The organism is Pseudomonas sp. LBUM1662 (assembly GCF_059695915.1).
In genome coordinates this window covers 1,490,721-1,511,203 of sequence record NZ_CP166793.1, presented here as the reverse complement: position 1 = coordinate 1,511,203, position 20,483 = coordinate 1,490,721, and the positions used below count along the sequence as shown (strand labels likewise).

Below are 20,483 nucleotides of genomic sequence, written 5' to 3'. Positions count from 1 at the left end.
CCACCCAAGGACACCGATATGGCCAAGACCTTAGCACTACCCAAAGAGCAACTGGTCAAGCAAGCGTTGACCCAGATGCAAAACACCCTGGCGGATAATACGTGGACCGACCGGCAAAAGCTGGCCCTGACCTGCCGGATTCTGTTTGAAAATGGTCACGACTCCGGCCTGGCCGGGCAAATCACCGCCCGTGGCCCTCAGCCTGGCACCTATTACACTCAACAACTGGGCCTGGGTTTCGACGAGATCACCGCGAGCAATCTGCTGCTGGTCAACGAAGACCTGGAAGTGCTTGAAGGCCACGGCATGCCCAACCCGGCCAACCGTTTCCACAGTTGGGTATACCGCGCCCGGCCCGACGTGAACTGCATCATCCACACGCACCCGACCCACGTCGCGGCGCTGTCGATGCTCGAAGTGCCGCTGCAGATTTCCCACATGGACCTCTGCCCGCTCTACGACGATTGCGCGTTCCTCGAAGGCTGGCCGGGTGTGCCGGTGGGCAACGAAGAAGGTGACTTGATCGCCGGCGCACTGGGCGACAAACGGGCCATCCTGCTGTCGCACCACGGCCAGTTGTCCACCGGCACCACCATCGAAGAAGCCTGTGTCATCGCTCAATTGATCGAGCGTGCGGCGAAGCTGCAACTGCTGGCGATGAGCGCCGGGACGATCAAGCCGATCCTGCCGGAACTGGGCCGCGAAGCCCATGACTGGATTTCGAAACCCAAGCGCCACGGCGCTGCGTTCAACTACTACGCCCGGCAGAACCTGCGTCAACACGCCGATTGCCTGAACTGAACCCGATCACTTTCTGAAGGAGACACAGCATGTCGACCCCAACCATTCACGGCATCATCGGCTACACCATCACCCCGTTCACCGCCAACGGCGAAGGCGTTGATCTCGACGCGCTCGGGCGTTCCATCGACCGCTTGATCGACGGCGGCGTCCACGCCATCGCCCCGCTGGGCAGCACCGGCGAAGGCGCTTACCTGAGTGACGCGGAGTGGGATCAGGTCAGCGAGTTCAGCATCAAGCATGTGGCCAAACGCGTGCCGACCATCGTCAGCGTGTCCGACCTGACCACCGCCAAAGCCGTGCGCCGCGCACGTTTCGCCGAAGCCCACGGGGCCGATGTGGTGATGGTGCTGCCGACCTCCTACTGGAAACTCAGCGAAGCGGAAATCCTCGCCCACTACCGCGCCATCGGCGACAGCATCGGCGTGCCGATCATGCTCTATAACAACCCGGCCACCAGCGGCACGGACATGTCGGTGGACCTGATCCTGCGGATCATCAAAGCCGTGGAAAACGTGACCATGGTCAAGGAGAGCACCGGCGACATACAGCGCATGCACAAGCTGCAACTGCTGGGCGAAGGTCAGGTGCCGTTCTACAACGGCTGCAACCCGTTGGCGCTGGAAGCGTTTGCGGCGGGTGCGAAAGGCTGGTGCACCGCCGCGCCGAACCTGATTCCACAGCTCAATCTTGATTTGTATGAAGCGGTATTGGCCAACGACCTGGGCAAGGCACGGGAGTTGTTCTATCGCCAGTTGCCGCTGCTGGACTTCATCCTCAAGGGCGGCTTGCCGGCGACGATCAAGGCAGGGTTGCGGGCGACCGGGCTGGAAGTGGGTGATCCACGATTGCCGGTGTTTCCACTCGGTGAGGCTGGCCTCGGTCAGTTACAAGCCTTGCTGAAAGCGTTGCGCTGATCTCAAGCCACACACAAAACCAAATGTGGGAGCGGGCTTGCTCGCGAAGGCGGTGTGTCAGGCAACATCCCTGCTGGATGTGACACCGCCTTCGCGAGCAAGCCCGCTCCCACATTTATTCAGTGGAGGATTCAAAGAACCGGCAAGGTCTTGTCCTTGATCACGGTGGTCGGCCCGTTGGCCTTGACGCTGGCGATACCTTTATCCATCGCGCCAGCGGACGAATAGGTCTCGCTGCTGCCGATGATCTCGTGGTTAGCGGCCTTGAGGTTGAAGTAAGGATGGCCATCCTTGGTGGTTTTCTTTTCGTAGCGTTCGTCCAGCGGACTGTTCTTCTGCACCGAAGCAATGCCGTTGTCGGCAGCGCCGCGCGTGGTGTACAGCTCGCTGGTCAGAATGGTTTCGGCGTTGGCCGCTTTCAGCACAAATTTGAACTGACCATTGCTGCTTTTGCTCACTTCGTACCATCCGGACATGCTCTTTCTCCTTGGCGATTGAGAGGTTTCGCGCTTCAGAGTAAAGACCAGCCTGGCACATCTGTCGCCTGTACCGGCCTCTTCGCGGGCAAGCCTCGCTCCTACAAGGAAGATGCAATACCTGTAGGAGCGAGGCTTGCCCGCGAAGGGGTCGTCGCTACTTCACCACCGCCCGCACCACCGACAACTCCGGCACAGCCACCCGCCGCTGACTCAAATACCGCGTGCAACTCACCCGCAAGAACGACGCGAAATTCACCACCTCGCCGCGGTAGTCCATCACCTCTTCATACAGCTTGGCGATCAACTGGTTGGTGGTCATGCCGTCGGCCTCGGCGATTTCGCTGAGGATGTCCCAGAACTGATTCTCCAGGCGCAAGGTGGTGACCACCCCGCAGATGCGCAGCGAGCGGGAGCGCGATTCGTAGAGAATCGGATCGGCTTTGACGTAGAGCTCGCACATGGAAAAGTCCCTCGTTACAGCGTGATTTTGGTGCCCAGCAACCCGAGAAAACCGGCGAGCCAGCTCGGGTGCGCCGGCCAGGCGGGCGCAGTGGCCAGATTGCCTTGTACGTGACCTTCCGTCACCGGAATATCGATGAACGTACCGCCGGCCAGACGCACTTCCGGCGCGCAGGCAGGATAAGCGCTGCACTCGCGTCCTTCGAGAACACCCGCTGCCGCCAGCAATTGCGCGCCGTGGCACACGGCGGCGATCGGTTTGCCGGCCTTGTCGAACGCACGCACCAGTTCCAGGACTTTTTCGTTCAGGCGCAGGTATTCCGGCGCACGACCGCCGGGGATCAGCAGCGCGTCGTAGTCCGATTCAGCGACTTTTGCGAAATCGAAGTTCAGGGCGAACAGGTGGCCGGGTTTTTCGCTGTAAGTCTGGTCGCCTTCGAAGTCGTGAATGGCGGTGCGCACGGTCTGGCCGGCGGATTTGTCCGGGCACACGGCGTGCACCGTGTGGCCGACCATCAGCAGCGCCTGGAACGGCACCATCACTTCATAGTCTTCGACGTAATCGCCGACCAGCATCAGAATTTTCTTGGCAGCCATGGGGAGGACTCCTCTGGGAAATACGTAGGAGTATTCAAGGTAGTCCTTATCCGTGGGGTCGGGTAATAACCACCTACTACCGATGGACCGCGTTATCGTTCTTCGCGGGCAAGCCTCGCTCCTACAGGTATGGCGGTGCCTTTGTAGGAGCGAGGCTTGCCCGCGAAGGCGTCCTGAAACTGTACGGATAACTCTGCGCCTAGCTGTAACAGCAGCAAACGCCGAGTTTATGGCTAGATGAAGACTCTTCCCGCCACCCAACATTCTGGTCCCCATCATGTCCTCGCGCGAAAACACCGGCATGGCCCTCGGCCTGCTTGGCGTTGTGATCTTCAGCCTCACCCTGCCCTTCACGCGGATCGTCGTGCAGGAACTTCATCCGCTGCTCAATGGATTGGGCCGGGCGCTGTTTGCGGCGGTACCCGCGGCGATCTTGCTGCTGTGGCGCCGGGAAAAATGGCCGACCTGGAAACAGGTCAAGGGCCTGACGCTGGTGATCGCGGGCGTGATCCTCGGCTTCCCGGTGTTGTCGGCCTGGGCGATGCAAACCCTGCCGGCCTCCCACGGCGCGCTGGTTAACGGTTTGCAGCCGCTGTGCGTCGCGCTGTACGCCGCGTGGCTGTCCCATGAGCGACCGTCAAAAGCCTTTTGGGCCTGTGCCGCGTTAGGCAGTGCACTGGTGCTGGGTTACGCGCTGATCAGCGGTGCCGGCAGCATTCAGGCCGGTGATTTGCTGATGCTCGGCGCGATTGCCGTGGGCGGTCTGGGTTATGCCGAGGGCGGCCGATTGGCCAAGGAGATGGGCGGCTGGCAGGTGATCTGCTGGGCGCTGGTGTTGTCGACGCCACTGCTGATCGGACCGGTGGTGTACCTGGCGCTGCAACACCAGGGCGAGATTTCGGCCAAGACCTGGTGGGCGTTTGGTTACGTTTCGCTGTTTTCGCAGTTCATCGGGTTCTTTGCCTGGTACGCCGGGCTGGCGATGGGCGGCATTGCCCGGGTCAGTCAGATCCAGCTGTTGCAGATCTTCTTCACCATCGCGTTTTCGGCGTTGTTCTTCGGTGAACACATCGAGCCGATCACCTGGCTGTTTGCGGCCGGGGTGATTGTGACGGTGATGCTTGGACGCAAAACCGCCATCAAACCCGCCCGCATTGCCACCGCATAACCCGTAGGAGCCAGGCTTGCCGGCGAAGGCGATCGTGAGGACGTCTTCGCCGGCAAGCCTGGCTCCTACAGGATTACTGGGGGTTAGAGGTAGCCGTCAGCCCGCAGCAGGGTTTCGAGGCAATGTTCGGTGATGTGGTAGAAATCCTTCAGCTCCTGGATCTTCACCAACAGCTGGGCCGGGTCCACCGGCTCGGCGCGTTTGACCGCCAGGATCATTTTGTTTTTGTTGGTGTGGTCCAGTGAGATGAACTCGAACACCTTGGTTTCATAACCACAGGCTTCCAGGAACAGCGCACGCAAGCTGTCGGTGACCATTTCCGCTTGCTGGCCCAGATGCAGACCGTATTGCAGCATCGGCTTGAGCAGCGCCGGGCTCTGGATTTGCAGGCGAATCTGTTTGTGGCAGCACGGCGAGCACATGATGATCGAGGCGCCGGAACGGATGCCGGTGTGGATCGCATAGTCAGTGGCGATGTCGCAAGCGTGCAGCGCGATCATCACGTCCAGTTCGCTCGGCGCCACGCTGCGCACGTCACCGCACTTGAACACCAGCCCCGGATGCTCAAGCTTGGCAGCGGCGGCATTGCACAGGTTGACCATTTCTTCGCGCAGCTCGACGCCGGTCACCACGCCTTCGGCTTTCAAGGTGTTGCGCAGGTAATCATGGATCGCGAAGGTCAGGTAGCCCTTGCCCGAGCCGAAATCCGCCACTTGCACCGGTTTGTCCAGCGCCAGCGGCGAAGTGGTCAGCGCATGGCTGAAGACTTCGATGAACTTGTTGATCTGTTTCCACTTGCGCGACATCGCCGGGATCAGCTCGTGCTTGCTGTTCGTCACGCCAAGGTCGGCGAGGAACGGCCGGCTCAGGTCGAGGAAGCGGTTTTTCTCGCGGTTGTGCTCGGCGGACGGCACTTCGCGCAATTGCTGAGGTTTGCTCTTGAACAGCGAAGACTTGCCCTTTTTGCTGTATTCGAGCTGGGCTTCGTCGGTCAGCGACAGTAAATGCGCATTTTTGAACGAGGCCGGCAGCAGCGCGGCGATGGTCGCCACGCCCTCGGCAAGCGGCAGGTTCTTGGTGATGTCGCGGGTCTTGTAGCGGTAAACGAAGGACAGGCAAGGCTGATCCTTGACCGTGAGCTGTTTGATAATCAGCCGCTGCAAGTCGACTTCGGTGCCGACGTACTTGGCCAGGACCAGTTTGATGAAGGCGTTGGCGTCGAGGCTGGTTTGCAGCAGGTCGATGAACTGGGCGTGGTGATCCGGCGCGAGGCTGGCGGGAGTGGCGGTGACAGACATGGAAAAAACGGCCTCGGGCGGAGCGAATCGGGAGTGGCGGGTATTTTAGGGGGGATGGGGATTGAGGGCACGGGTAATTTCCCGAACGGTGCGATCTGGCTTCGCCAGAAAGATCAAAAGATCGCAGCCTCGTTGCACTCGACAGCTCCTACATTGGAATGCGTGTCCCTGTAGGAGCTGTCGAGTGCAACGAGGCTGCGATCTTTTGATCTTTCTGCGACAGAGGGATGTGTTGCTGCCGAGATTCAGCCTAAAACCACCAACCGGTTCGGGAGTTCATTGCGCACGTGGGTTACTGGGACATGCACCTTGAGCAACTCGCCACACGCCTCCACGCACGTCACAAACCCCTGCAGCGTCTGCCCCTGTTTCACCTGTTGCGTGAACGCCGCAACAATCGCGTCCCAGTTCGTGTTGTCCAGCCGACTGGAAATCCCTTCATCCACCAGAATCTCCACATAACGCTCGGCTTCGCAGACGAAAATCAGCATGCCCGTGCTGCCGACCGTGTGGTGCAGGTTTTGCTCGAGGAACTGCCGCCGCGCCAGGTTTGACGCACGCCAATGACGTACCGAGCGCGGGATCAGGTGCGTGGTGACTTTCGGAATCCGGAACACCAGGCACAGCACGATGAAGCTGATCCATTGCACCAGCAGCAGGCTGTGCATGGTCAGCCAGCCCGTCAGGTAATGCACGACACCCGGTACCACCAGCGCCAGCAGGCTGGCCCAGAGCAGCGGGATGTACGCATAGTCGTCGGCGCGGGCCGCGAGCACGGTCACCAGTTCGGCGTCGGTGTCGCGCTCGACCCGGGCAATTGCTTCGGCGACTTTGCGTTGTTCGTGTTCAGTCAGTAATGCCATGTTTAAAAGTGCCTGCTCATTATTATTCTCACCAGCCGCCCGACGAACCGCCGCCCCCGAAACTGCCGCCGCCACCGCTGAAGCCCCCGCCGCCTCCACCGCCGCCGCCAAAACCGCCACCGCCGAAACCGCCGCCCGAACTGCCTCGGCCACCGCCACCACCGCTTGGCAGGATCCCGAGCATCTGGCAGACGAAGATCGTCAGGATGAACAGCATCACCAGGAACACGAACACGCCCGGATGACGGGACAGGAAGTCGTCGCCCTCATCCCCGCGCGGCTCGTAGACCGTCGACGGCTCGTCCAGCGAACTGCCGCCCAACACCACCAGCATCGCCGCGACTCCGTCGCTGATGCCTTTGCTGAAGTTGCCGGTCTTGAACGCGGGCGTGATCACCTGGTTGATGATCACCGAGCTCTGCGCATCGGTCAGGCGATCTTCCAGGCCGTAACCGACTTCGATGCGCAATTTACGATCATCACGCGCAACGATCAGCAGCGCGCCGGTGTTTTTGTCCTTCTGGCCAATGCCCCAGTAGCGCCCCAGTTGATAACCGAAGTCGGCAATGTCGGTGCCCTGCAGGTCCGGCACCGTCACCACCACCAACTGCTCGCCGGTGGCTTTTTCATGGGCCTGGAGTTGTTGCGTCAGTTGCTCGCGCACCGACGGCTCAATCATCTGGGCGTTATCGACCACCCGCCCGGTCAATGGCGGAAACGTCAACTCGGCCCGGGCTGTCAGGGCAAATACCCACAGCAACAGCACCAGGCCCACTTTCAAAACGCGCATTGGCAACCTCATCCGTGGTGATGCGTCTGGCCGATCAGAACTTCACTTCAGGCGCTTTTTCAGCATTGGGACTGGTGGCCTCGAAGGTTTCGCGGATCGGCAAATCGCTGTACATCACGGTGTGCCACAGGCGACCCGGGAAGGTGCGGATTTCGGTGTTGTACTTCTGCACCGCGAGGATGAAATCGCGACGCGCCACGGCGATGCGGTTCTCGGTGCCTTCGAGTTGCGATTGCAACGCGAGGAAATTCTGATTGGCCTTGAGGTCCGGGTAACGCTCGGACACCACCATCAAACGGCTCAAGGCACCGGTCAGTTGATCCTGCGCCTGCTGGAACTGTTTGAGCTTCTCGGGATTGTCCAGGGTGCTGGCATCGACCTGGATGGAAGTCGCCTTGGCCCGGGCTTCGATCACCGCAGTCAGGGTTTCTTCTTCGTGTTTGGCGTAACCCTTGACGGTTTCCACCAGGTTGGGGATCAGGTCGGCACGGCGCTGGTACTGGTTCTGCACCTGACCCCAGGCAGCCTTGGCCTGTTCGTCGAGGGTCGGAATGTTGTTGATGCCGCAGCCGGCCAACAGCGTGGTGAGCAGCATCAAGGCTGCAACCTGCAGGCTCGACCGATAATGATTTCGTACATTCATCTGGTTGACGCTCCCTTGCACATTCCGTTGAAAAACAACCAGCGACCTACTGAGCGGTCTCTTGGGGCATAATCGGCCGCCACCACTGGATTGCATCGAGCCAATGGGCTAAAAGATGCCCCAGCGCTAAAACACTGCGCAGTGTGCATGCATTTACCTGAACAACAATAGTCGCTCCCTAAATTTTGGCTGACCGGCGCGTATTCACTGCCGTTTAGGCCTTTGAGAAAACTATTCATGAAGAAGCTGTGTTTGCTGGGCCTGTTCGTCAGTCTGGCCAGTCATACCGTATTGGCCGCCACGACGCCCGCACCTCTGGAAAACAAGGACGCTTTCATCACTAACCTGATGAAGCAGATGACCCTCGATGAAAAGATCGGCCAGTTGCGCCTGATCAGCATCGGCCCGGAAATGCCTCGGGAGCTGATCCGCAAGGAAATCGCCGCCGGCAACATCGGCGGCACGTTCAACTCGATCACGCGCCCGGAAAACCGTCCGATGCAGGACGCGGCCATGCGCAGCCGGTTGAAGATCCCGATGTTCTTCGCCTATGACGTGATCCACGGTCACCGCACGATTTTCCCGATCCCGATTGCCCTGGCCTCGAGCTGGGACATGGACGCCATCGGCCTGTCCGGGCGCATCGCCGCCAAGGAAGCCGCGGCGGACAGCCTCGACATCACCTTCGCACCGATGGTCGACATTTCCCGCGACCCACGTTGGGGCCGCACTTCCGAAGGCTTCGGCGAAGACACGTACCTGGTGTCGCGCATTGCCGGCGTCATGGTCCGGGCCTTCCAGGGCACCGGCGCCAACGCAGCCGACAGCATCATGGCCAGCGTCAAGCACTTCGCCTTGTACGGCGCGGTCGAGGGCGGTCGCGACTACAACGTCGTCGACATGAGCCCGGTCAAAATGTACCAGGACTACCTGCCGCCGTACCGCGCCGCCATTGACGCCGGTGCTGGTGGGGTGATGGTTGCGCTGAACTCGATCAACGGCGTGCCGGCCACCGCCAACACCTGGCTGATGAACGACCTGTTGCGCAAGGAATGGGGCTTCAAGGGCCTGGCGGTCAGCGACCACGGGGCGATATTCGAGCTGATCAAGCACGGCGTCGCCGCTGACGGTCGCGAAGCCGCGAAGCTGGCGATCAAGGCCGGCATCGACATGAGCATGAACGACACCCTGTACGGCAAAGAGCTGCCGGGGCTGTTGAAGGCCGGCGAGATCGAACAGAAAGACATCGATAACGCCGTGCGTGAAGTGCTCGCCGCCAAGTACGACATGGGCCTGTTCAAGGATCCGTACCTGCGCATCGGCAAGGCTGAAGATGATCCGGCCGACACCTACGCCGAAAGCCGTCTGCACCGTGCCGAGGCCCGTGACGTCGCGCGCCGCAGCCTGGTGTTGCTGAAGAACCAGGGCGAAACCCTGCCGCTGAAGAAAACCGCGAAAATCGCCCTGGTCGGTCCGTTGGCCAAGGCGCCGATCGACATGATGGGCAGCTGGGCCGCCGCCGGCAAACCTGCGCAATCGGTCACGCTGTTCGACGGCATGACCAGCGCACTGGGCGCGCAATCGACGCTGATCTACGCCCGTGGCGCCAACATCACCAGCGACAAGAAGGTGCTGGATTACCTGAACTTCCTCAACTTCGATGCGCCGGAAGTGGTGGATGATCCGCGTTCGGCCCAAGTGCTGATCGACGAAGCGGTGAAAGCGGCCAAGGACGCTGATGTTGTCGTTGCAGCGGTCGGCGAATCCCGTGGCATGTCCCACGAGTCGTCCAGCCGTACCGACCTGAACATCCCTTCCAACCAGCGCGACCTGATCAAGGCCCTGAAAGCCACTGGCAAACCGCTGGTACTGGTGTTGATGAACGGCCGTCCGCTGTCGATTCTCGAAGAGAAGGAACAGGCTGACGCGATTCTGGAAACCTGGTTCAGCGGCACCGAAGGCGGCAACGCCATCGCGGACGTGCTGTTCGGCGACTACAACCCGTCGGGCAAACTGCCGATCACCTTCCCGCGTTCGGTGGGCCAGATTCCGACCTACTACAACCACCTGAGCATTGGCCGGCCGTTCACGCCGGGCAAACCGGGCAACTACACCTCGCAGTATTTCGATGACACTACAGGTCCGCTGTTCCCGTTTGGTTTCGGCCTGAGCTACACCGATTTCAGCCTGAGCGACATGGCCTTGTCGTCGACCACGCTGAACAAGACCGGCAAACTCGACGCCAGCGTGATGGTGAAAAATACCGGCAAGCGTGATGGCGAAACCGTGGTGCAGCTGTACATCCAGGACGTGACCGGCTCGATGATCCGCCCCGTCAAGGAACTGAAGAACTTCCAGAAAATCACGCTCAAGGCGGGTGAACAGAAAGTCGTGCACTTCACCATCACCGAGGATGACCTGAAGTTCTTCAATGCCCAGCTCAAATACGCGGCAGAGCCAGGCAAGTTCAACGTACAGATCGGCCTGGACTCCCAGGACGTAACGCAGCAGAGCTTTGAATTGCTGTAATCCCTGACACACCGCAATAAACCTGTGGGAGCGGGCTTGCTCGCGAAAGCGGACTATCAGTCGACATCATCGTTGACTGACATGGCCCCTTCGCGAGCAAGCCCGCTCCCACAATGGTTTCAAGTTGCGATCAAATTTTGTGTCAGACGCAAATCCCCTGTGGGAGCGGGCTTGCTCGCGAAAGCGGACTGTCAGTCGACATCATCGTTGACTGACATGACCCCTTCGCGAGCAAGCCCGCTCCCACATTTGATCCCAGTGTTTCTCGAAGGTTGGGCTCAGCCGCGTCGATCCAGCAGGTTCACCACCAGCCGATCCACCCATCCCCAAATCCGTTGCTTGACCCGCCGCCACAGCGGTCGGCGTTGCCATGCCTCCAGGCTGACTTCCTGGCTCTGCGCAAAGTCCTTCTCGAAGCTCGCCACCACCGCTCGTGTCAGCCCCGGGTCCAGCGCCTCAAGGTTGGCTTCCAGATTGAAGCGCAGATTCCAGTGATCGAAATTGCATGAGCCAATGCTCACCCAATCATCGATCAAGACCATTTTCAGGTGCAGGAAACACGGCTGGTATTCGAAGATTTTCACCCCGGCCTTGAGCAGCCGCGGGTAGTAGCGGTGCCCGGCGTAGCGCACCGACGGGTGATCGGTGCGCGGCCCGGTCAGCAGCAGACGCACATCGACGCCACGAGCCGCCGCCCGACGCAGTGAGCGGCGGACTTTCCAGGTCGGCAGGAAGTACGGCGTGGCCAGCCAGATGCGGCGTTGGCCGCTGTTCAGCGCACGAATTAGCGATTGCAGGATGTCGCGGTGCTGGCGGGCGTCGGCATAGGCGACCCGGCCCATGCCCTCGCCCATGGACGGCACGCGTGGCAGGCGAGGCAGGCCGAAGTGCGACGCGGGTTTCCAGGCGCGGCGATGGCGGTTGGCGATCCATTGCCGATCGAACAGCAGTTGCCAGTCGATGACCAGGGGGCCGGTGATTTCCACCATGACTTCGTGCCATTCGCTGGTGTCTTCGCCCGGCGTCCAGAACTCATCCGTGACGCCTGTGCCGCCAACCACGGCCAGGCTCTGATCGACCAATAGCAGCTTGCGGTGATCGCGATAGAAGTTACCGACCCAGCGCCGCCAGCTCAGGCGATTGTAGAAACGCAGCTCCACACCCGCCGCCGTCAGACGCTGACGCAACGTCAGGGTGAACGCGAGGCTGCCGTAGTCATCGAACAGGCAGCGCACGCGTACGCCGCGTTCGGCGGCATGGACCAACGCTTGCACCATCGCCTCGGCACAGGCCCCCGCCTCCACCAGATACAGCTCCAGCTCGACCTGTTCTTCGGCGCGGGCAATCGCGACCAACATGCGCGGAAAGAACTCCGGGCCGTCGATCAGCAGTTCGAAGTGGTTGCCTGCACGCCACGGGAAGATTGCACCGGCCATGTCAGCGCGCCGTGAAAATCAGCACCGCACCCACCGGCACCGACAGACTGATGGCCGACAATCCGGCGACCTTGCGCAAACTTTCCAGGCCCGGTGCCAGATCGAAGTCTTCGGCATTGATGACCACCGGCTCCAGAGTCACCACCTGGAAGCGACGGTCATCGAGACGGGTCGCCAGCAGTTCGGCGTTGTATTCGTGAGTTTTGCCGTGCAGGTTGACGGTCAGCGGCAAGCGCAACTCCAGTTGGGCACCGGGCGCGAGGTCGTTGATCGGGCGTAGATCGATCTGCGCGGTGATCAGCGCTTCGGGAAAGGTCTGGATCTCGAACAGCTCCTTGCGCATGCGTTCGTCGCGCAACGGGATGCCGCTGTTCACCGACTCCATCTCGACTTCCACCTCGGCCAGCCCCTTGGGACTGACCTTGCCGTGCAGCACCAGGAAACGCTGCACTTCGGAGATGTTGGCGTTTTTGGTGCTGACGAACGACAGCCGCGAGGACTCGCCGTCGAGGTACCAATTGGCCTGGGCCGACAACGAAGCGCCGGCCATTAGCAGGAAGGCGAGGGTTTTGCAGACAGAGCGGTTGAACATAGAGACTCGTGGGGCAGATAAACCTGCACGAACCTTAACCGCCCGCACGCGCATTGCAAACCGTGAAGATCAAAAGATCGCAGCCTCGTTTCACTCGACAGCTCCTACATTTGGAGCGGCGGTGGGGCGATCCCACAGGGTTTTGCGTCAGGGACTCAGGCGACAGCCTTGGCGTTCGCCGATCCATTGCGCGCTGTTGCTGCGGCCCATGCCGCTGACGGTGATGCGTTTGCTGGCGGGGTCATCGGTGAAGCCGCTGGTGGGCAGCCACTGTTTTACATAGCTGTGGCAGTACTCCGCGTCGTTATTCATGACGTAGCGGCACGAGCAATATTCCTTGGCGGTGTAGGCGCTGATGATGTCCGGGAACGCCCACAGCGCCACCCGCTCCTGCCAGACCCAGCCGAGCAAAGCGACCAGCAACACCAACAACAATGTGCTGAAAGGACGGCGACGCACGAAATGGCGGCGGCTCATGGCTGCACCTTCCCGGCAAATGCCTTGAGCGCGAGTTTGAGCAATTCGTTGTGCTGGTAGCGCTCATCGCGGTCATCGCCGTAGCGCACGATGACCAGGTTTTCACTGGGAATCACGTACATCGCCTGCCCCCAATGGCCCAGTGCGGCAAAGGTATCGGCGGGGGCATCCGGCCACGGTCTGGCGGCGCCCTCCACCGCGCGATTGAGCCACCAATGGCCGCCGGGCACCGCGTCATCCTGACTGGCTTGATAGTGGGCAAAGGGTTCGCGGTTGAAGGCGACCCAGTCTTTGGGCAGCAATTGGCGATCACCCCAGCGACCGTCGCGCGCCATCAGCAGACCAACTCGCGCCAGGTCCCGGGCGGTGAGGTAGGCGTAAGAAGAGGCGACGAAAGTGCCCGTGGCGTCGGTTTCCCAGACGGCGTGGCGGATGCCTAACGGCTCGAATAATGCTGTCCATGGATAGTCCGGATAACGTTCCGGGCCGACGATGTTTTTCAGCGCCGCGGACAACAGGTTGCTGTCACCGCTGGAATAGCGAAAGGCCTGACCCGGCCGCGCGTACTCATCGTGGTCAGCGGTGAACGCCGCCATGTCGTGATGACCTCGGGTGTAGAGCATGGCCACCACCGAGGACTTCAACGGGGCGTATTCGTAGTCTTCCTGCCAGTCCAGGCCTGAAGCCCAGTGCAACAGGTCGGCCAGGGTGATTGCCGGATGTTTTGCCAGCGGCGGATAAAACTTCAGCGCCGGGTCCTGGAGCTTGAACAGGCCTTCGCCGTAGGCGACTCCGAGGACCGTGGCCATCAGGCTTTTGCTGATGGACCAGGTCAGGTGGGGAGTGTCGGCGGTGGTCGGACCGGCGTAGCGTTCGTAGATCAGTTGCCCGTCGCGGATCACCAGCAAGGCATTGGTGCGGATGCCTTGTCGGGTGGTGTCGTCGAGGGGTGGGAAGGCGTAAGTTTCCAGGGCTTGAAGTGCTGGCCCGGTGACCGTCGGAGCGGTTGACCATTGCTCGGCCGGCCAGTTTTCGGCGTGGGCCGTGAGGCCGAGCAGCAGCATGAAAATCAGGGACAAGCCTTTGAACATGGCGGGGGCTCGCGGGGATGGGCTTGCTGAGCCTAGTCGAGGTTGATGACAGTTTTGGAGTTTGTGTCAGGCATGAGGCCGCCTTCGCGGGCAAGCCTCGCTCCTACAGATTTTGCGCTAAACCTGTAGGAGCGAGGCTTGCCCGCGAAGAGGCCCTTGAGCCTTACGACAATCCCGCGAGTGCTTTAGCCAACCGCTTCCCCCGCGCCCCCGCCGCCAGATCCATCACGCTCTGATCACGCTGCCACATCGCCGCCCAATGCTGAGGGCCTTCGGCCAGAGCCTGTTTGACCTCAGCCTTAAGCCCCTCGAACTGCGCAAACAACCCGCCCAGCAGCACATGCCCGGCCAGATTGTTCGGCGCTTGCCGACTGACTTCCGCGCAACCGGCGAGCAGCGCCAGCAAGCGCAGTTGCAGATTCTGCGGCCAGTCGCTGTCCTGACCGACGCCATACAGCCACGCCGTCATCGCGCTCAGTACATAAATGTCTTCCAGCGTGCGAAACGGTTTGACGTAGGCATCCCAGCCATCCCCCGCGAGCAATTCACACTGGGCGTTATCCAGAAACAATCGACCGTGGCTGATGTCCGGCATCAGCGCGATGGCCGGGAGTTTTTCCAGGCGCACGCCTGGCTCATCGGGATAGACCACCGCCAGACTCAGGCGCGGACTTTCGCCGGGTGCCTCACTGCGCGCGGCGATCAGCAGCCAGTCGGCCGCATCGCCAGCGGTGACGAAATCCTTGCGCCCACTCACGCGTAAATCGCTCAGGCGGGTCTGCATGTCCGCCACCCGCAGGCTGCGCTGTTCGGTGGCACACAACGCACCCAGGCTCAGCGGCGCGCTCGGCCAGAGCATGCGCAACGCCGCCTGATAACCCACCAGAAACGCCAGCCCCGGCGTCGCCATCAGCCGCCCGCCGACCACCGCCAGTTCAAATGGCGTGACCGTGCCCAACGTGTGCAACAAGGCCGCGAAACCCTCCGCCAGGTCCGGGTTGGCGGGCAGGCGATCGCGGCGATTCAACAGGTTTTGCCAGGGCATAAGAGGCTCCTTGTGGGCTGTCATATAAGCATCACCAAAGCTTCATGGCGATGACACCGGGGCTACATAGCCTGACTTTGCACAACACGGCTGCATAAAGAAAGTCGATCGGCTTGCAACCCAAGACGGGTGAACAGCCCGCACGGAGATTCCCAATGACTCAGATCGCCCGCATCAGCGACACCGGCAATGAACGCCGCCTGCAAGCCGAACGCCTGGTGGGCGCCGAGGCCTTGCAGGAAGCCCAGGCCTTGCGCTTCAACGTCTTCAGCGGCGAGTTCAACGCCAAGCTCAAAGGCGCGGAACTGGGTCTGGACATGGACGACTATGATGTTCACTGCGCCCACATCGGCGTGCGTGACTTGAACACCGGGCGCCTGGTGGCGACCACCCGTTTGCTCGATCACACGGCGGCCAGCAGCCTGGGCAAGTTCTACAGCGAAGAAGAATTCAGCCTGCATGGCCTGGTGCATTTGAAGGGCCCGATCCTGGAAATCGGTCGCACCTGCGTCGACCCGGCCTACCGCAACGGCGGCACCATCGCGGTGCTGTGGGGTGAGCTGGCCGAAGTGCTGAACCAGGGCGGCTACAGCTATTTGATGGGATGCGCGAGCATCCCGATGCAGGACGGCGGCATTCAGGCCCACGCGATCATGCAGCGCCTGCGTGAACGCTACCTGTGCACCGAACACCTGCGCGCCGAGCCGAAAAAGCCGCTGCCGGTTCTGGATATCCCGTCCAACGTGATCGCCGAAATGCCGCCGCTGCTCAAGGCCTACATGCGTCTGGGCGCGAAGATCTGTGGCGAGCCGTGCTGGGACGAAGACTTCCAGGTCGCCGACGTGTTCATCCTGCTCAAGCGCGACGAACTCTGCCCGCGTTATGCCAAGCACTTCAAGGCGGCTGTGTAATGAGCCGGCTGCGGGTGTACGCGCGGATTGCGCGAGTGTTGGTGGTGGTCGCGCTGGGGTTGAGCATGGCCAGTGTGTTCGGGTTGTTCGAGCGTCTGGGCATTGCGCATTCGATGGTCCGCCGCCAGCGCTGGTCGCGGTTTTTCATGGCGCGGCTGAGCAACGCCCTGCCCTTTCGCGTGACGGTTCACGGGGAACTGCCGAAGGAGCCGATGCTCTGGGTCAGCAATCACGTGTCCTGGACCGACATTCCATTGCTGGGCATGCTCACGCCGATGTCGTTCCTGTCCAAGGCCGAAGTGCGCACCTGGCCGGTGGCCGGCTGGTTGGCGGCCAAGGCCGGCAGTCTGTTTATCCGTCGCGGCTCGGGTGACAGCCAGCTGATTCGCAAACAAATGACGCGCCACCTGGCGCAGGAACATCCGTTGCTGATGTTCCCGGAAGGCACCACCACCAATGGCCGTTCGTTGCGTACTTTTCATGGCCGCTTGCTGTCAGCGGCGATTGATTCTGAAGTGAAGCTGCAGCCGGTGGCGATTCGTTACTTGCGTGACGGTGAACTCGATTCCCTGGCGCCGTTCATTGGCGACGATGATTTGCTGTCGCACTTGATGCGCTTGTTCGCCAATGATCGCGGGGAAGTGGAAATCAAAGTGCTCAAGCCGATCGCTTGCGAAGGTCGCGAGCGTGCGGCGCTGGCGTTCGAAGCGCAGCAGGCGGTGCAGAAGGCGTTGTTTGGGGCGATCCCTCAGGCACAACCGGAACCGCTGCGGCCCGCGATCGCGGCCTGACACAAATTCCCTGAAAAAACACAAATCCAATGTGGGAGCGGGCTTGCTCGCGAATGCGGTGTATCAGCTGGCATCAATGCTGAATGACACACCGCATTCGCGAGCAAGCCCGCTCCCACATTTGTTTTATGTCGTTGAATGGTTTTGGGCAAAGTCCTGAAGTTGCGGATAGAACAATCTGAAGTCATCACTCAACGGCTCATACAAACCCCGCAATTCCTGCATCGCCCCCGCCAGCTCCTCCGGCCGCGTCAACCGCCGGGAAATCCCCCGCAGCACTTGCTCCAGCACTTCAAATTCCTGATAAGACCCCAACCAGTCATTCGCCACCATGTGCGGCGCAATCCTCGCCAGCCGTTCCGGCAATTGCGGCTCCGCCGAGAGCACCCGATACACATCCGAAGTGAACCGCTCCAGCGGCTGGTCCGAGTAGAGCGTCCAGTCGCGGGCCAGGCAATGGTCGAAAAACACGTCGAGTACGATCCCGGCGTAACGTCGGCGCGTGATGGAAAACCGCGACAGCGAGGCATCCACCAACGGATGGCGGTCGGTAAACACGTCGATGCTGCGATGCAGCTGGATGGCCGCTTCGATGTCCGGGTCGAACTGCCCTTGCAGCCGTCCCTTGACGAAATCGCCATACAGACTGCCGAGCAATTGACCGGGGCGCTGGCCACCGAGGTGAAGATGTGCGAGATAGTTCATGGGCGCAGCTTAGCACTGCCCCTTTGTATGTTTACAGCCAACGTATCGTTATAACCCGATATACCGATTTATGCGGTCGTCAGACCAAAATCATATTGGTATATCGCGAAGTAGCGATTTAAAGTTCGCCTCATCGCGATATAGCGTTTTACTCATCACGAGCCCAAACCCATGAACATCGACCTCGACGAAATAATAAAAGCCCTGGCACACCCAGTACGCCGAGACATTCTCATCTGGCTAAAAGACCCCAAGACCCAGTTCCCGGAACAGATCCACAACCACGAGTACGGCATTTGCGCCGGACAGATCGATCAACGCTGCGGCCTGTCGCAGTCGACCGTGTCCGCCCATCTGGCGAACTTGCAACGTGCGGGACTGATCAGCAGCCAGAAAGCCGGTCAATGGCACTTCTTCAAACGCAACGAGGACGTAATCCAGGCGTTCCTCGCGGCCATCGTCAAGGAGCTCAGCGCTCCGACAAGGAATTAACCCATGCCCCTCTCGCTCCTCATTCTGGCCTTGAGCGCCTTCGCCATCGGCACCACCGAGTTCGTCATCATGGGCCTGCTGCCCGATGTGGCGGCGGACCTTGGCGTGTCGATCCCCGGCGCTGGCTGGCTGGTGACCGGTTACGCCCTGGGCGTGGCCATCGGTGCGCCGTTCATGGCACTGGCCACCGCCAAATTACCGCGCAAGGCAGCCTTGGTAGCGTTGATGGGCATTTTCATCATCGGCAACCTGCTCTGTGCCATGGCCACCGATTACAACGTGCTGATGTTTGCCCGTGTGGTCACCGCCCTCTGCCACGGTGCGTTCTTCGGTATCGGTTCGGTGGTGGCGGCAGGCCTGGTGCCGGCGAACAAGCGCGCATCCGCCGTGGCCTTGATGTTCACCGGCCTGACCTTGGCCAACGTGCTCGGCGTGCCGCTGGGCACCGCACTCGGCCAGGAAGCCGGCTGGCGCTCGACCTTCTGGGCAGTGACCGTGATTGGTGTAATCGCGCTGATCGGCCTGATCCGCTTCCTGCCGGCCAAGCGCGATGAAGAGAAACTCGACATGCGCGCCGAACTGCGCGCCCTCAAAGGCGCCGGGATCTGGTTGTCCCTGAGCATGACGGCGCTGTTCGCGGCGTCGGTGTTCACCCTGTTTACCTACGTCGCCCCGCTGCTCGGCGATGTCACCGGCGTCTCGCCCAAAGGCGTGACCTGGACCCTGATGCTCATCGGCCTGGGCCTGACGGTCGGCAACATCATCGGCGGCAAGCTGGCTGACAAAGGCCTGGCCGCGACGCTGATCGGCGTCTTCATCTCGATGGCCGTGATCTCGACCGTACTGACCTGGACCAGCGTCGCCCTGATCCCTGCCGAAATCACCCTGTTCCTCTGGGCCACCGCGTGTTTCGCCGCCGTGCCCGCCCTGCAAGTGAACGTGGTGACCTATGGCAAGGCCGCGCCGAACCTGGTGTCGACCCTGAACATCGGCGCTTTCAATATCGGCAACGCCTTGGGCGCCTGGGTCGGCGGCAGCGTCATCGCCCACGGTTTCGGCCTGACCAGCGTTCCACTCGCGGCAGCAGCACTGGCGGTACTCGCCCTGCTGGTGACCCTGATTACTTTCCGTCAGAGCGGTAATCCCGAGCTGGCTCCTGCGACTAACTGATACCTCACGAGGGTTGTACTGAAATGACGACTATTTTCGATCCAATCAAACTGGGCGACATCGAGCTGGCCAACCGCATCATCATGGCGCCACTGACCCGCTGCCGCGCCGACGAAGGCCGCGTGCCGAACGCGTTGATGGCCGAATACTACGTACAACGTGCCTCGGCCGGCCTGATCCTCAGCGAGGCCACGTCGGTCACGCCGATGGGCGTCGGCTACCCGGACACCCCGGGCATCTGGTCCAACGACCAGGTGCGTGGCTGGGCCAACGTGACCAAAGCGATCCACGGCGCGGGCGGCAAGATCTTCCTGCAGCTGTGGCACGTCGGCCGGGTTTCCCACGAGTCGTACCTGAACGGTGAAGCACCGGTCGCACCGAGCGCCATCCAGCCCAAAGGTCATGTCAGCCTGGTTCGCCCATTGGCCGACTACCCAACCCCGCGTGCTCTGGAAACCGCTGAAATCGCCGACATCGTCGACGCGTACCGCACCGGTGCCGAGAACGCCAAGGCCGCCGGTTTCGACGGCGTGGAAATCCACGGTGCCAACGGTTACCTGCTCGATCAGTTCCTGCAAAGCAGCACCAACCAGCGTACCGACCACTACGGCGGCTCCCTGGAAAACCGTGCGCGCCTGTTGCTGGAGGTGACCGACGCCGCGATCGAAGTCTGGGGCGCTGGCCGCGTCGGTGTGCACCTGTCACCACGTGCTGACTCCCATGACATGGGCGACGACAACCTGGCCGAGACGTTCACCTACGTCGCTCGCGAACTGGGCAAACGTGGCATCGCCTTTATCTGCTCCCGCGAGAAAGAAGCCGGCGACAGCCTCGGCCCACAACTCAAGGAAGCCTTTGGCGGCCCGTACATCATCAACGAGCGTTTCACCAAGGACAGCGCCAACGCCTGGCTGGCCAGCGGCAAGGCCGATGCGGTCGCCTTCGGCGTGCCGTTCATTGCCAACCCGGACCTGCCGGCACGCTTGAAGGCTGATGCACCGCTGAACGAAGCGCGTCCTGAGCTGTTCTACGCCAAGGGCCCTGTCGGCTACATCGACTACCCAGTGATGTAAAACGTCCCCCTTGAAATGCAAAAGCCCCGACTCGCAAGAGCCGGGGCTTTTTAGTGCGCCATGGTTATTCACATGACTTCACACGGATTCACACGGGCGACACAAAATCCCTACAAAATACGTAGTTCGCTACCTTTCAACCTGGCGAGCGTGCGT

At 61.1% G+C, this 20,483-nt stretch carries 22 protein-coding genes; 9 read left to right on the top strand and 13 right to left on the bottom strand.

Annotation, left to right across the window (positions count from 1 at the left end; all coding sequences use genetic code 11):
• Positions 1-18: 18 nt before the first annotated feature.
• Complete coding sequence (locus ACA049_RS06725) at positions 19-801, top strand: aldolase (protein ID WP_109628350.1); 783 nt, start codon at positions 19-21, stop codon at positions 799-801.
• Between the two features lie 29 nt (positions 802-830).
• Positions 831-1,718 carry a dihydrodipicolinate synthase family protein gene (locus ACA049_RS06720; protein WP_497334097.1) on the top strand — a complete coding sequence of 296 codons (888 nt, stop codon included), beginning with the start codon at positions 831-833 and terminating at the stop codon, positions 1,716-1,718.
• Positions 1,719-1,849: 131 nt separating this feature from the next.
• Here the strand turns inward: ACA049_RS06720 and ACA049_RS06715 are convergent, their stop codons facing one another.
• The 3 genes from ACA049_RS06715 to ACA049_RS06705 form a co-directional block, all read right to left on the bottom strand.
• Entirely contained in the window at positions 1,850-2,194 is a 345-nt protein-coding gene (locus ACA049_RS06715; protein ID WP_497334095.1) for a YegP family protein, read from the bottom strand.
• Between the two features lie 157 nt (positions 2,195-2,351).
• Positions 2,352-2,657 (bottom strand): ribbon-helix-helix domain-containing protein, encoded by a 306-nt coding sequence (locus tag ACA049_RS06710; protein WP_497334093.1) that lies wholly within the window; start codon positions 2,655-2,657, stop codon positions 2,352-2,354.
• Between the two features lie 14 nt (positions 2,658-2,671).
• The gene (locus ACA049_RS06705) at positions 2,672-3,253 is read right to left on the bottom strand and encodes a DJ-1/PfpI family protein (protein WP_497334091.1); all 582 of its coding nucleotides are present in this window, start codon (positions 3,251-3,253) and stop codon (positions 2,672-2,674) included.
• A gap of 277 nt (positions 3,254-3,530) precedes the next feature.
• Here ACA049_RS06705 and ACA049_RS06700 point away from each other — a divergent pair, with 277 nt between their 5' ends.
• Positions 3,531-4,421: a DMT family transporter gene (locus ACA049_RS06700; protein WP_497334089.1), complete on the top strand. Its 891-nt coding sequence runs from the start codon at positions 3,531-3,533 to the stop codon at positions 4,419-4,421.
• Positions 4,422-4,504: 83 nt separating this feature from the next.
• Here the strand turns inward: ACA049_RS06700 and ACA049_RS06695 are convergent, their stop codons facing one another.
• From ACA049_RS06695 to ACA049_RS06680, 4 genes are all read right to left on the bottom strand, one after another.
• A complete protein-coding gene (locus ACA049_RS06695) occupies positions 4,505-5,719 on the bottom strand; it encodes a class I SAM-dependent methyltransferase (protein WP_497334087.1) in 1,215 nt (404 codons plus the stop codon).
• A gap of 245 nt (positions 5,720-5,964) precedes the next feature.
• The gene (locus ACA049_RS06690; RefSeq protein ID WP_497334085.1) at positions 5,965-6,582 is read right to left on the bottom strand and encodes a TPM domain-containing protein; all 618 of its coding nucleotides are present in this window, start codon (positions 6,580-6,582) and stop codon (positions 5,965-5,967) included.
• Between the two features lie 28 nt (positions 6,583-6,610).
• Entirely contained in the window at positions 6,611-7,372 is a 762-nt protein-coding gene (locus ACA049_RS06685) for a TPM domain-containing protein (protein WP_497334083.1), read from the bottom strand.
• Positions 7,373-7,406: 34 nt separating this feature from the next.
• On the bottom strand, positions 7,407-8,015 hold the full coding sequence (locus ACA049_RS06680; RefSeq protein ID WP_497334081.1) for a LemA family protein: 609 nt from the start codon (positions 8,013-8,015) through the stop codon (positions 7,407-7,409).
• A gap of 237 nt (positions 8,016-8,252) precedes the next feature.
• On the opposite strand from ACA049_RS06680, the gene bglX reads away from it, so the two are divergent.
• Positions 8,253-10,544: a beta-glucosidase BglX gene (gene bglX / locus ACA049_RS06675; protein ID WP_497334079.1), complete on the top strand. Its 2,292-nt coding sequence runs from the start codon at positions 8,253-8,255 to the stop codon at positions 10,542-10,544.
• A 278-nt stretch (positions 10,545-10,822) separates the two neighbouring features.
• Here bglX and ACA049_RS06670 read toward each other — a convergent pair whose 3' ends face one another.
• From ACA049_RS06670 to ACA049_RS06650, 5 genes are all read right to left on the bottom strand, one after another.
• On the bottom strand, positions 10,823-11,980 hold the full coding sequence (locus ACA049_RS06670) for a phospholipase D-like domain-containing protein (RefSeq protein WP_497334077.1): 1,158 nt from the start codon (positions 11,978-11,980) through the stop codon (positions 10,823-10,825).
• 1 nt (position 11,981) lies between these two features.
• Complete coding sequence (locus ACA049_RS06665) at positions 11,982-12,572, bottom strand: YceI family protein (protein WP_497334075.1); 591 nt, start codon at positions 12,570-12,572, stop codon at positions 11,982-11,984.
• Between the two features lie 147 nt (positions 12,573-12,719).
• On the bottom strand, positions 12,720-13,049 hold the full coding sequence (locus tag ACA049_RS06660) for an amidase (protein ID WP_497334073.1): 330 nt from the start codon (positions 13,047-13,049) through the stop codon (positions 12,720-12,722).
• Complete coding sequence (locus tag ACA049_RS06655; protein ID WP_497334071.1) at positions 13,046-14,140, bottom strand: serine hydrolase domain-containing protein; 1,095 nt, start codon at positions 14,138-14,140, stop codon at positions 13,046-13,048. Before ACA049_RS06655 ends, ACA049_RS06660 begins: the two co-directional genes overlap by 4 nt.
• Positions 14,141-14,303: 163 nt before the next feature.
• The gene (locus ACA049_RS06650) at positions 14,304-15,185 is read right to left on the bottom strand and encodes an acyl-CoA dehydrogenase middle domain-containing protein (protein WP_497334069.1); all 882 of its coding nucleotides are present in this window, start codon (positions 15,183-15,185) and stop codon (positions 14,304-14,306) included.
• A gap of 155 nt (positions 15,186-15,340) precedes the next feature.
• Between ACA049_RS06650 and olsB the strand changes: the two genes are divergently transcribed.
• Positions 15,341-16,096, top strand: a complete 756-nt coding sequence (gene olsB / locus ACA049_RS06645; RefSeq protein WP_208671639.1) for an L-ornithine N(alpha)-acyltransferase — start codon at positions 15,341-15,343, stop codon at positions 16,094-16,096.
• Positions 16,096-16,887: a lysophospholipid acyltransferase family protein gene (locus ACA049_RS06640; protein WP_438660628.1), complete on the top strand. Its 792-nt coding sequence runs from the start codon at positions 16,096-16,098 to the stop codon at positions 16,885-16,887. Before olsB ends, ACA049_RS06640 begins: the two co-directional genes overlap by 1 nt.
• A gap of 126 nt (positions 16,888-17,013) precedes the next feature.
• On the opposite strand, the gene ACA049_RS06635 is transcribed toward ACA049_RS06640, so the two are convergent.
• Complete coding sequence (locus tag ACA049_RS06635) at positions 17,014-17,592, bottom strand: acyl carrier protein phosphodiesterase (RefSeq protein ID WP_497334065.1); 579 nt, start codon at positions 17,590-17,592, stop codon at positions 17,014-17,016.
• Positions 17,593-17,763: 171 nt separating this feature from the next.
• Here ACA049_RS06635 and ACA049_RS06630 point away from each other — a divergent pair, with 171 nt between their 5' ends.
• The 3 genes from ACA049_RS06630 to ACA049_RS06620 are packed head-to-tail and all read left to right on the top strand — an operon-like array spanning position 17,764 to position 20,327.
• On the top strand, positions 17,764-18,084 hold the full coding sequence (locus ACA049_RS06630; protein WP_497334063.1) for an ArsR/SmtB family transcription factor: 321 nt from the start codon (positions 17,764-17,766) through the stop codon (positions 18,082-18,084).
• A 3-nt stretch (positions 18,085-18,087) separates the two neighbouring features.
• Complete coding sequence (locus ACA049_RS06625; RefSeq protein WP_497334061.1) at positions 18,088-19,254, top strand: MFS transporter; 1,167 nt, start codon at positions 18,088-18,090, stop codon at positions 19,252-19,254.
• A 23-nt stretch (positions 19,255-19,277) separates the two neighbouring features.
• On the top strand, positions 19,278-20,327 hold the full coding sequence (locus ACA049_RS06620; protein ID WP_497334059.1) for an alkene reductase: 1,050 nt from the start codon (positions 19,278-19,280) through the stop codon (positions 20,325-20,327).
• Positions 20,328-20,483: the final 156 nt, after the last annotated feature.

Coding starts and splice junctions, on each gene's coding strand:
- ACA049_RS06725 (WP_109628350.1), top strand. CDS start 19: ATGGCCAAGACCTTAGCACTACCCAAAGAGCAACTGGTCAAGCAAGCG.
- ACA049_RS06720 (WP_497334097.1), top strand. CDS start 831: ATGTCGACCCCAACCATTCACGGCATCATCGGCTACACCATCACCCCG.
- ACA049_RS06715 (WP_497334095.1), bottom strand. CDS start 2,194: ATGTCCGGATGGTACGAAGTGAGCAAAAGCAGCAATGGTCAGTTCAAA.
- ACA049_RS06710 (WP_497334093.1), bottom strand. CDS start 2,657: ATGTGCGAGCTCTACGTCAAAGCCGATCCGATTCTCTACGAATCGCGC.
- ACA049_RS06705 (WP_497334091.1), bottom strand. CDS start 3,253: ATGGCTGCCAAGAAAATTCTGATGCTGGTCGGCGATTACGTCGAAGAC.
- ACA049_RS06700 (WP_497334089.1), top strand. CDS start 3,531: ATGTCCTCGCGCGAAAACACCGGCATGGCCCTCGGCCTGCTTGGCGTT.
- ACA049_RS06695 (WP_497334087.1), bottom strand. CDS start 5,719: ATGTCTGTCACCGCCACTCCCGCCAGCCTCGCGCCGGATCACCACGCC.
- ACA049_RS06690 (WP_497334085.1), bottom strand. CDS start 6,582: ATGGCATTACTGACTGAACACGAACAACGCAAAGTCGCCGAAGCAATT.
- ACA049_RS06685 (WP_497334083.1), bottom strand. CDS start 7,372: ATGCGCGTTTTGAAAGTGGGCCTGGTGCTGTTGCTGTGGGTATTTGCC.
- ACA049_RS06680 (WP_497334081.1), bottom strand. CDS start 8,015: ATGAATGTACGAAATCATTATCGGTCGAGCCTGCAGGTTGCAGCCTTG.
- bglX (WP_497334079.1), top strand. CDS start 8,253: ATGAAGAAGCTGTGTTTGCTGGGCCTGTTCGTCAGTCTGGCCAGTCAT.
- ACA049_RS06670 (WP_497334077.1), bottom strand. CDS start 11,980: ATGGCCGGTGCAATCTTCCCGTGGCGTGCAGGCAACCACTTCGAACTG.
- ACA049_RS06665 (WP_497334075.1), bottom strand. CDS start 12,572: ATGTTCAACCGCTCTGTCTGCAAAACCCTCGCCTTCCTGCTAATGGCC.
- ACA049_RS06660 (WP_497334073.1), bottom strand. CDS start 13,049: ATGAGCCGCCGCCATTTCGTGCGTCGCCGTCCTTTCAGCACATTGTTG.
- ACA049_RS06655 (WP_497334071.1), bottom strand. CDS start 14,140: ATGTTCAAAGGCTTGTCCCTGATTTTCATGCTGCTGCTCGGCCTCACG.
- ACA049_RS06650 (WP_497334069.1), bottom strand. CDS start 15,185: ATGCCCTGGCAAAACCTGTTGAATCGCCGCGATCGCCTGCCCGCCAAC.
- olsB (WP_208671639.1), top strand. CDS start 15,341: ATGACTCAGATCGCCCGCATCAGCGACACCGGCAATGAACGCCGCCTG.
- ACA049_RS06640 (WP_438660628.1), top strand. CDS start 16,096: ATGAGCCGGCTGCGGGTGTACGCGCGGATTGCGCGAGTGTTGGTGGTG.
- ACA049_RS06635 (WP_497334065.1), bottom strand. CDS start 17,592: ATGAACTATCTCGCACATCTTCACCTCGGTGGCCAGCGCCCCGGTCAA.
- ACA049_RS06630 (WP_497334063.1), top strand. CDS start 17,764: ATGAACATCGACCTCGACGAAATAATAAAAGCCCTGGCACACCCAGTA.
- ACA049_RS06625 (WP_497334061.1), top strand. CDS start 18,088: ATGCCCCTCTCGCTCCTCATTCTGGCCTTGAGCGCCTTCGCCATCGGC.
- ACA049_RS06620 (WP_497334059.1), top strand. CDS start 19,278: ATGACGACTATTTTCGATCCAATCAAACTGGGCGACATCGAGCTGGCC.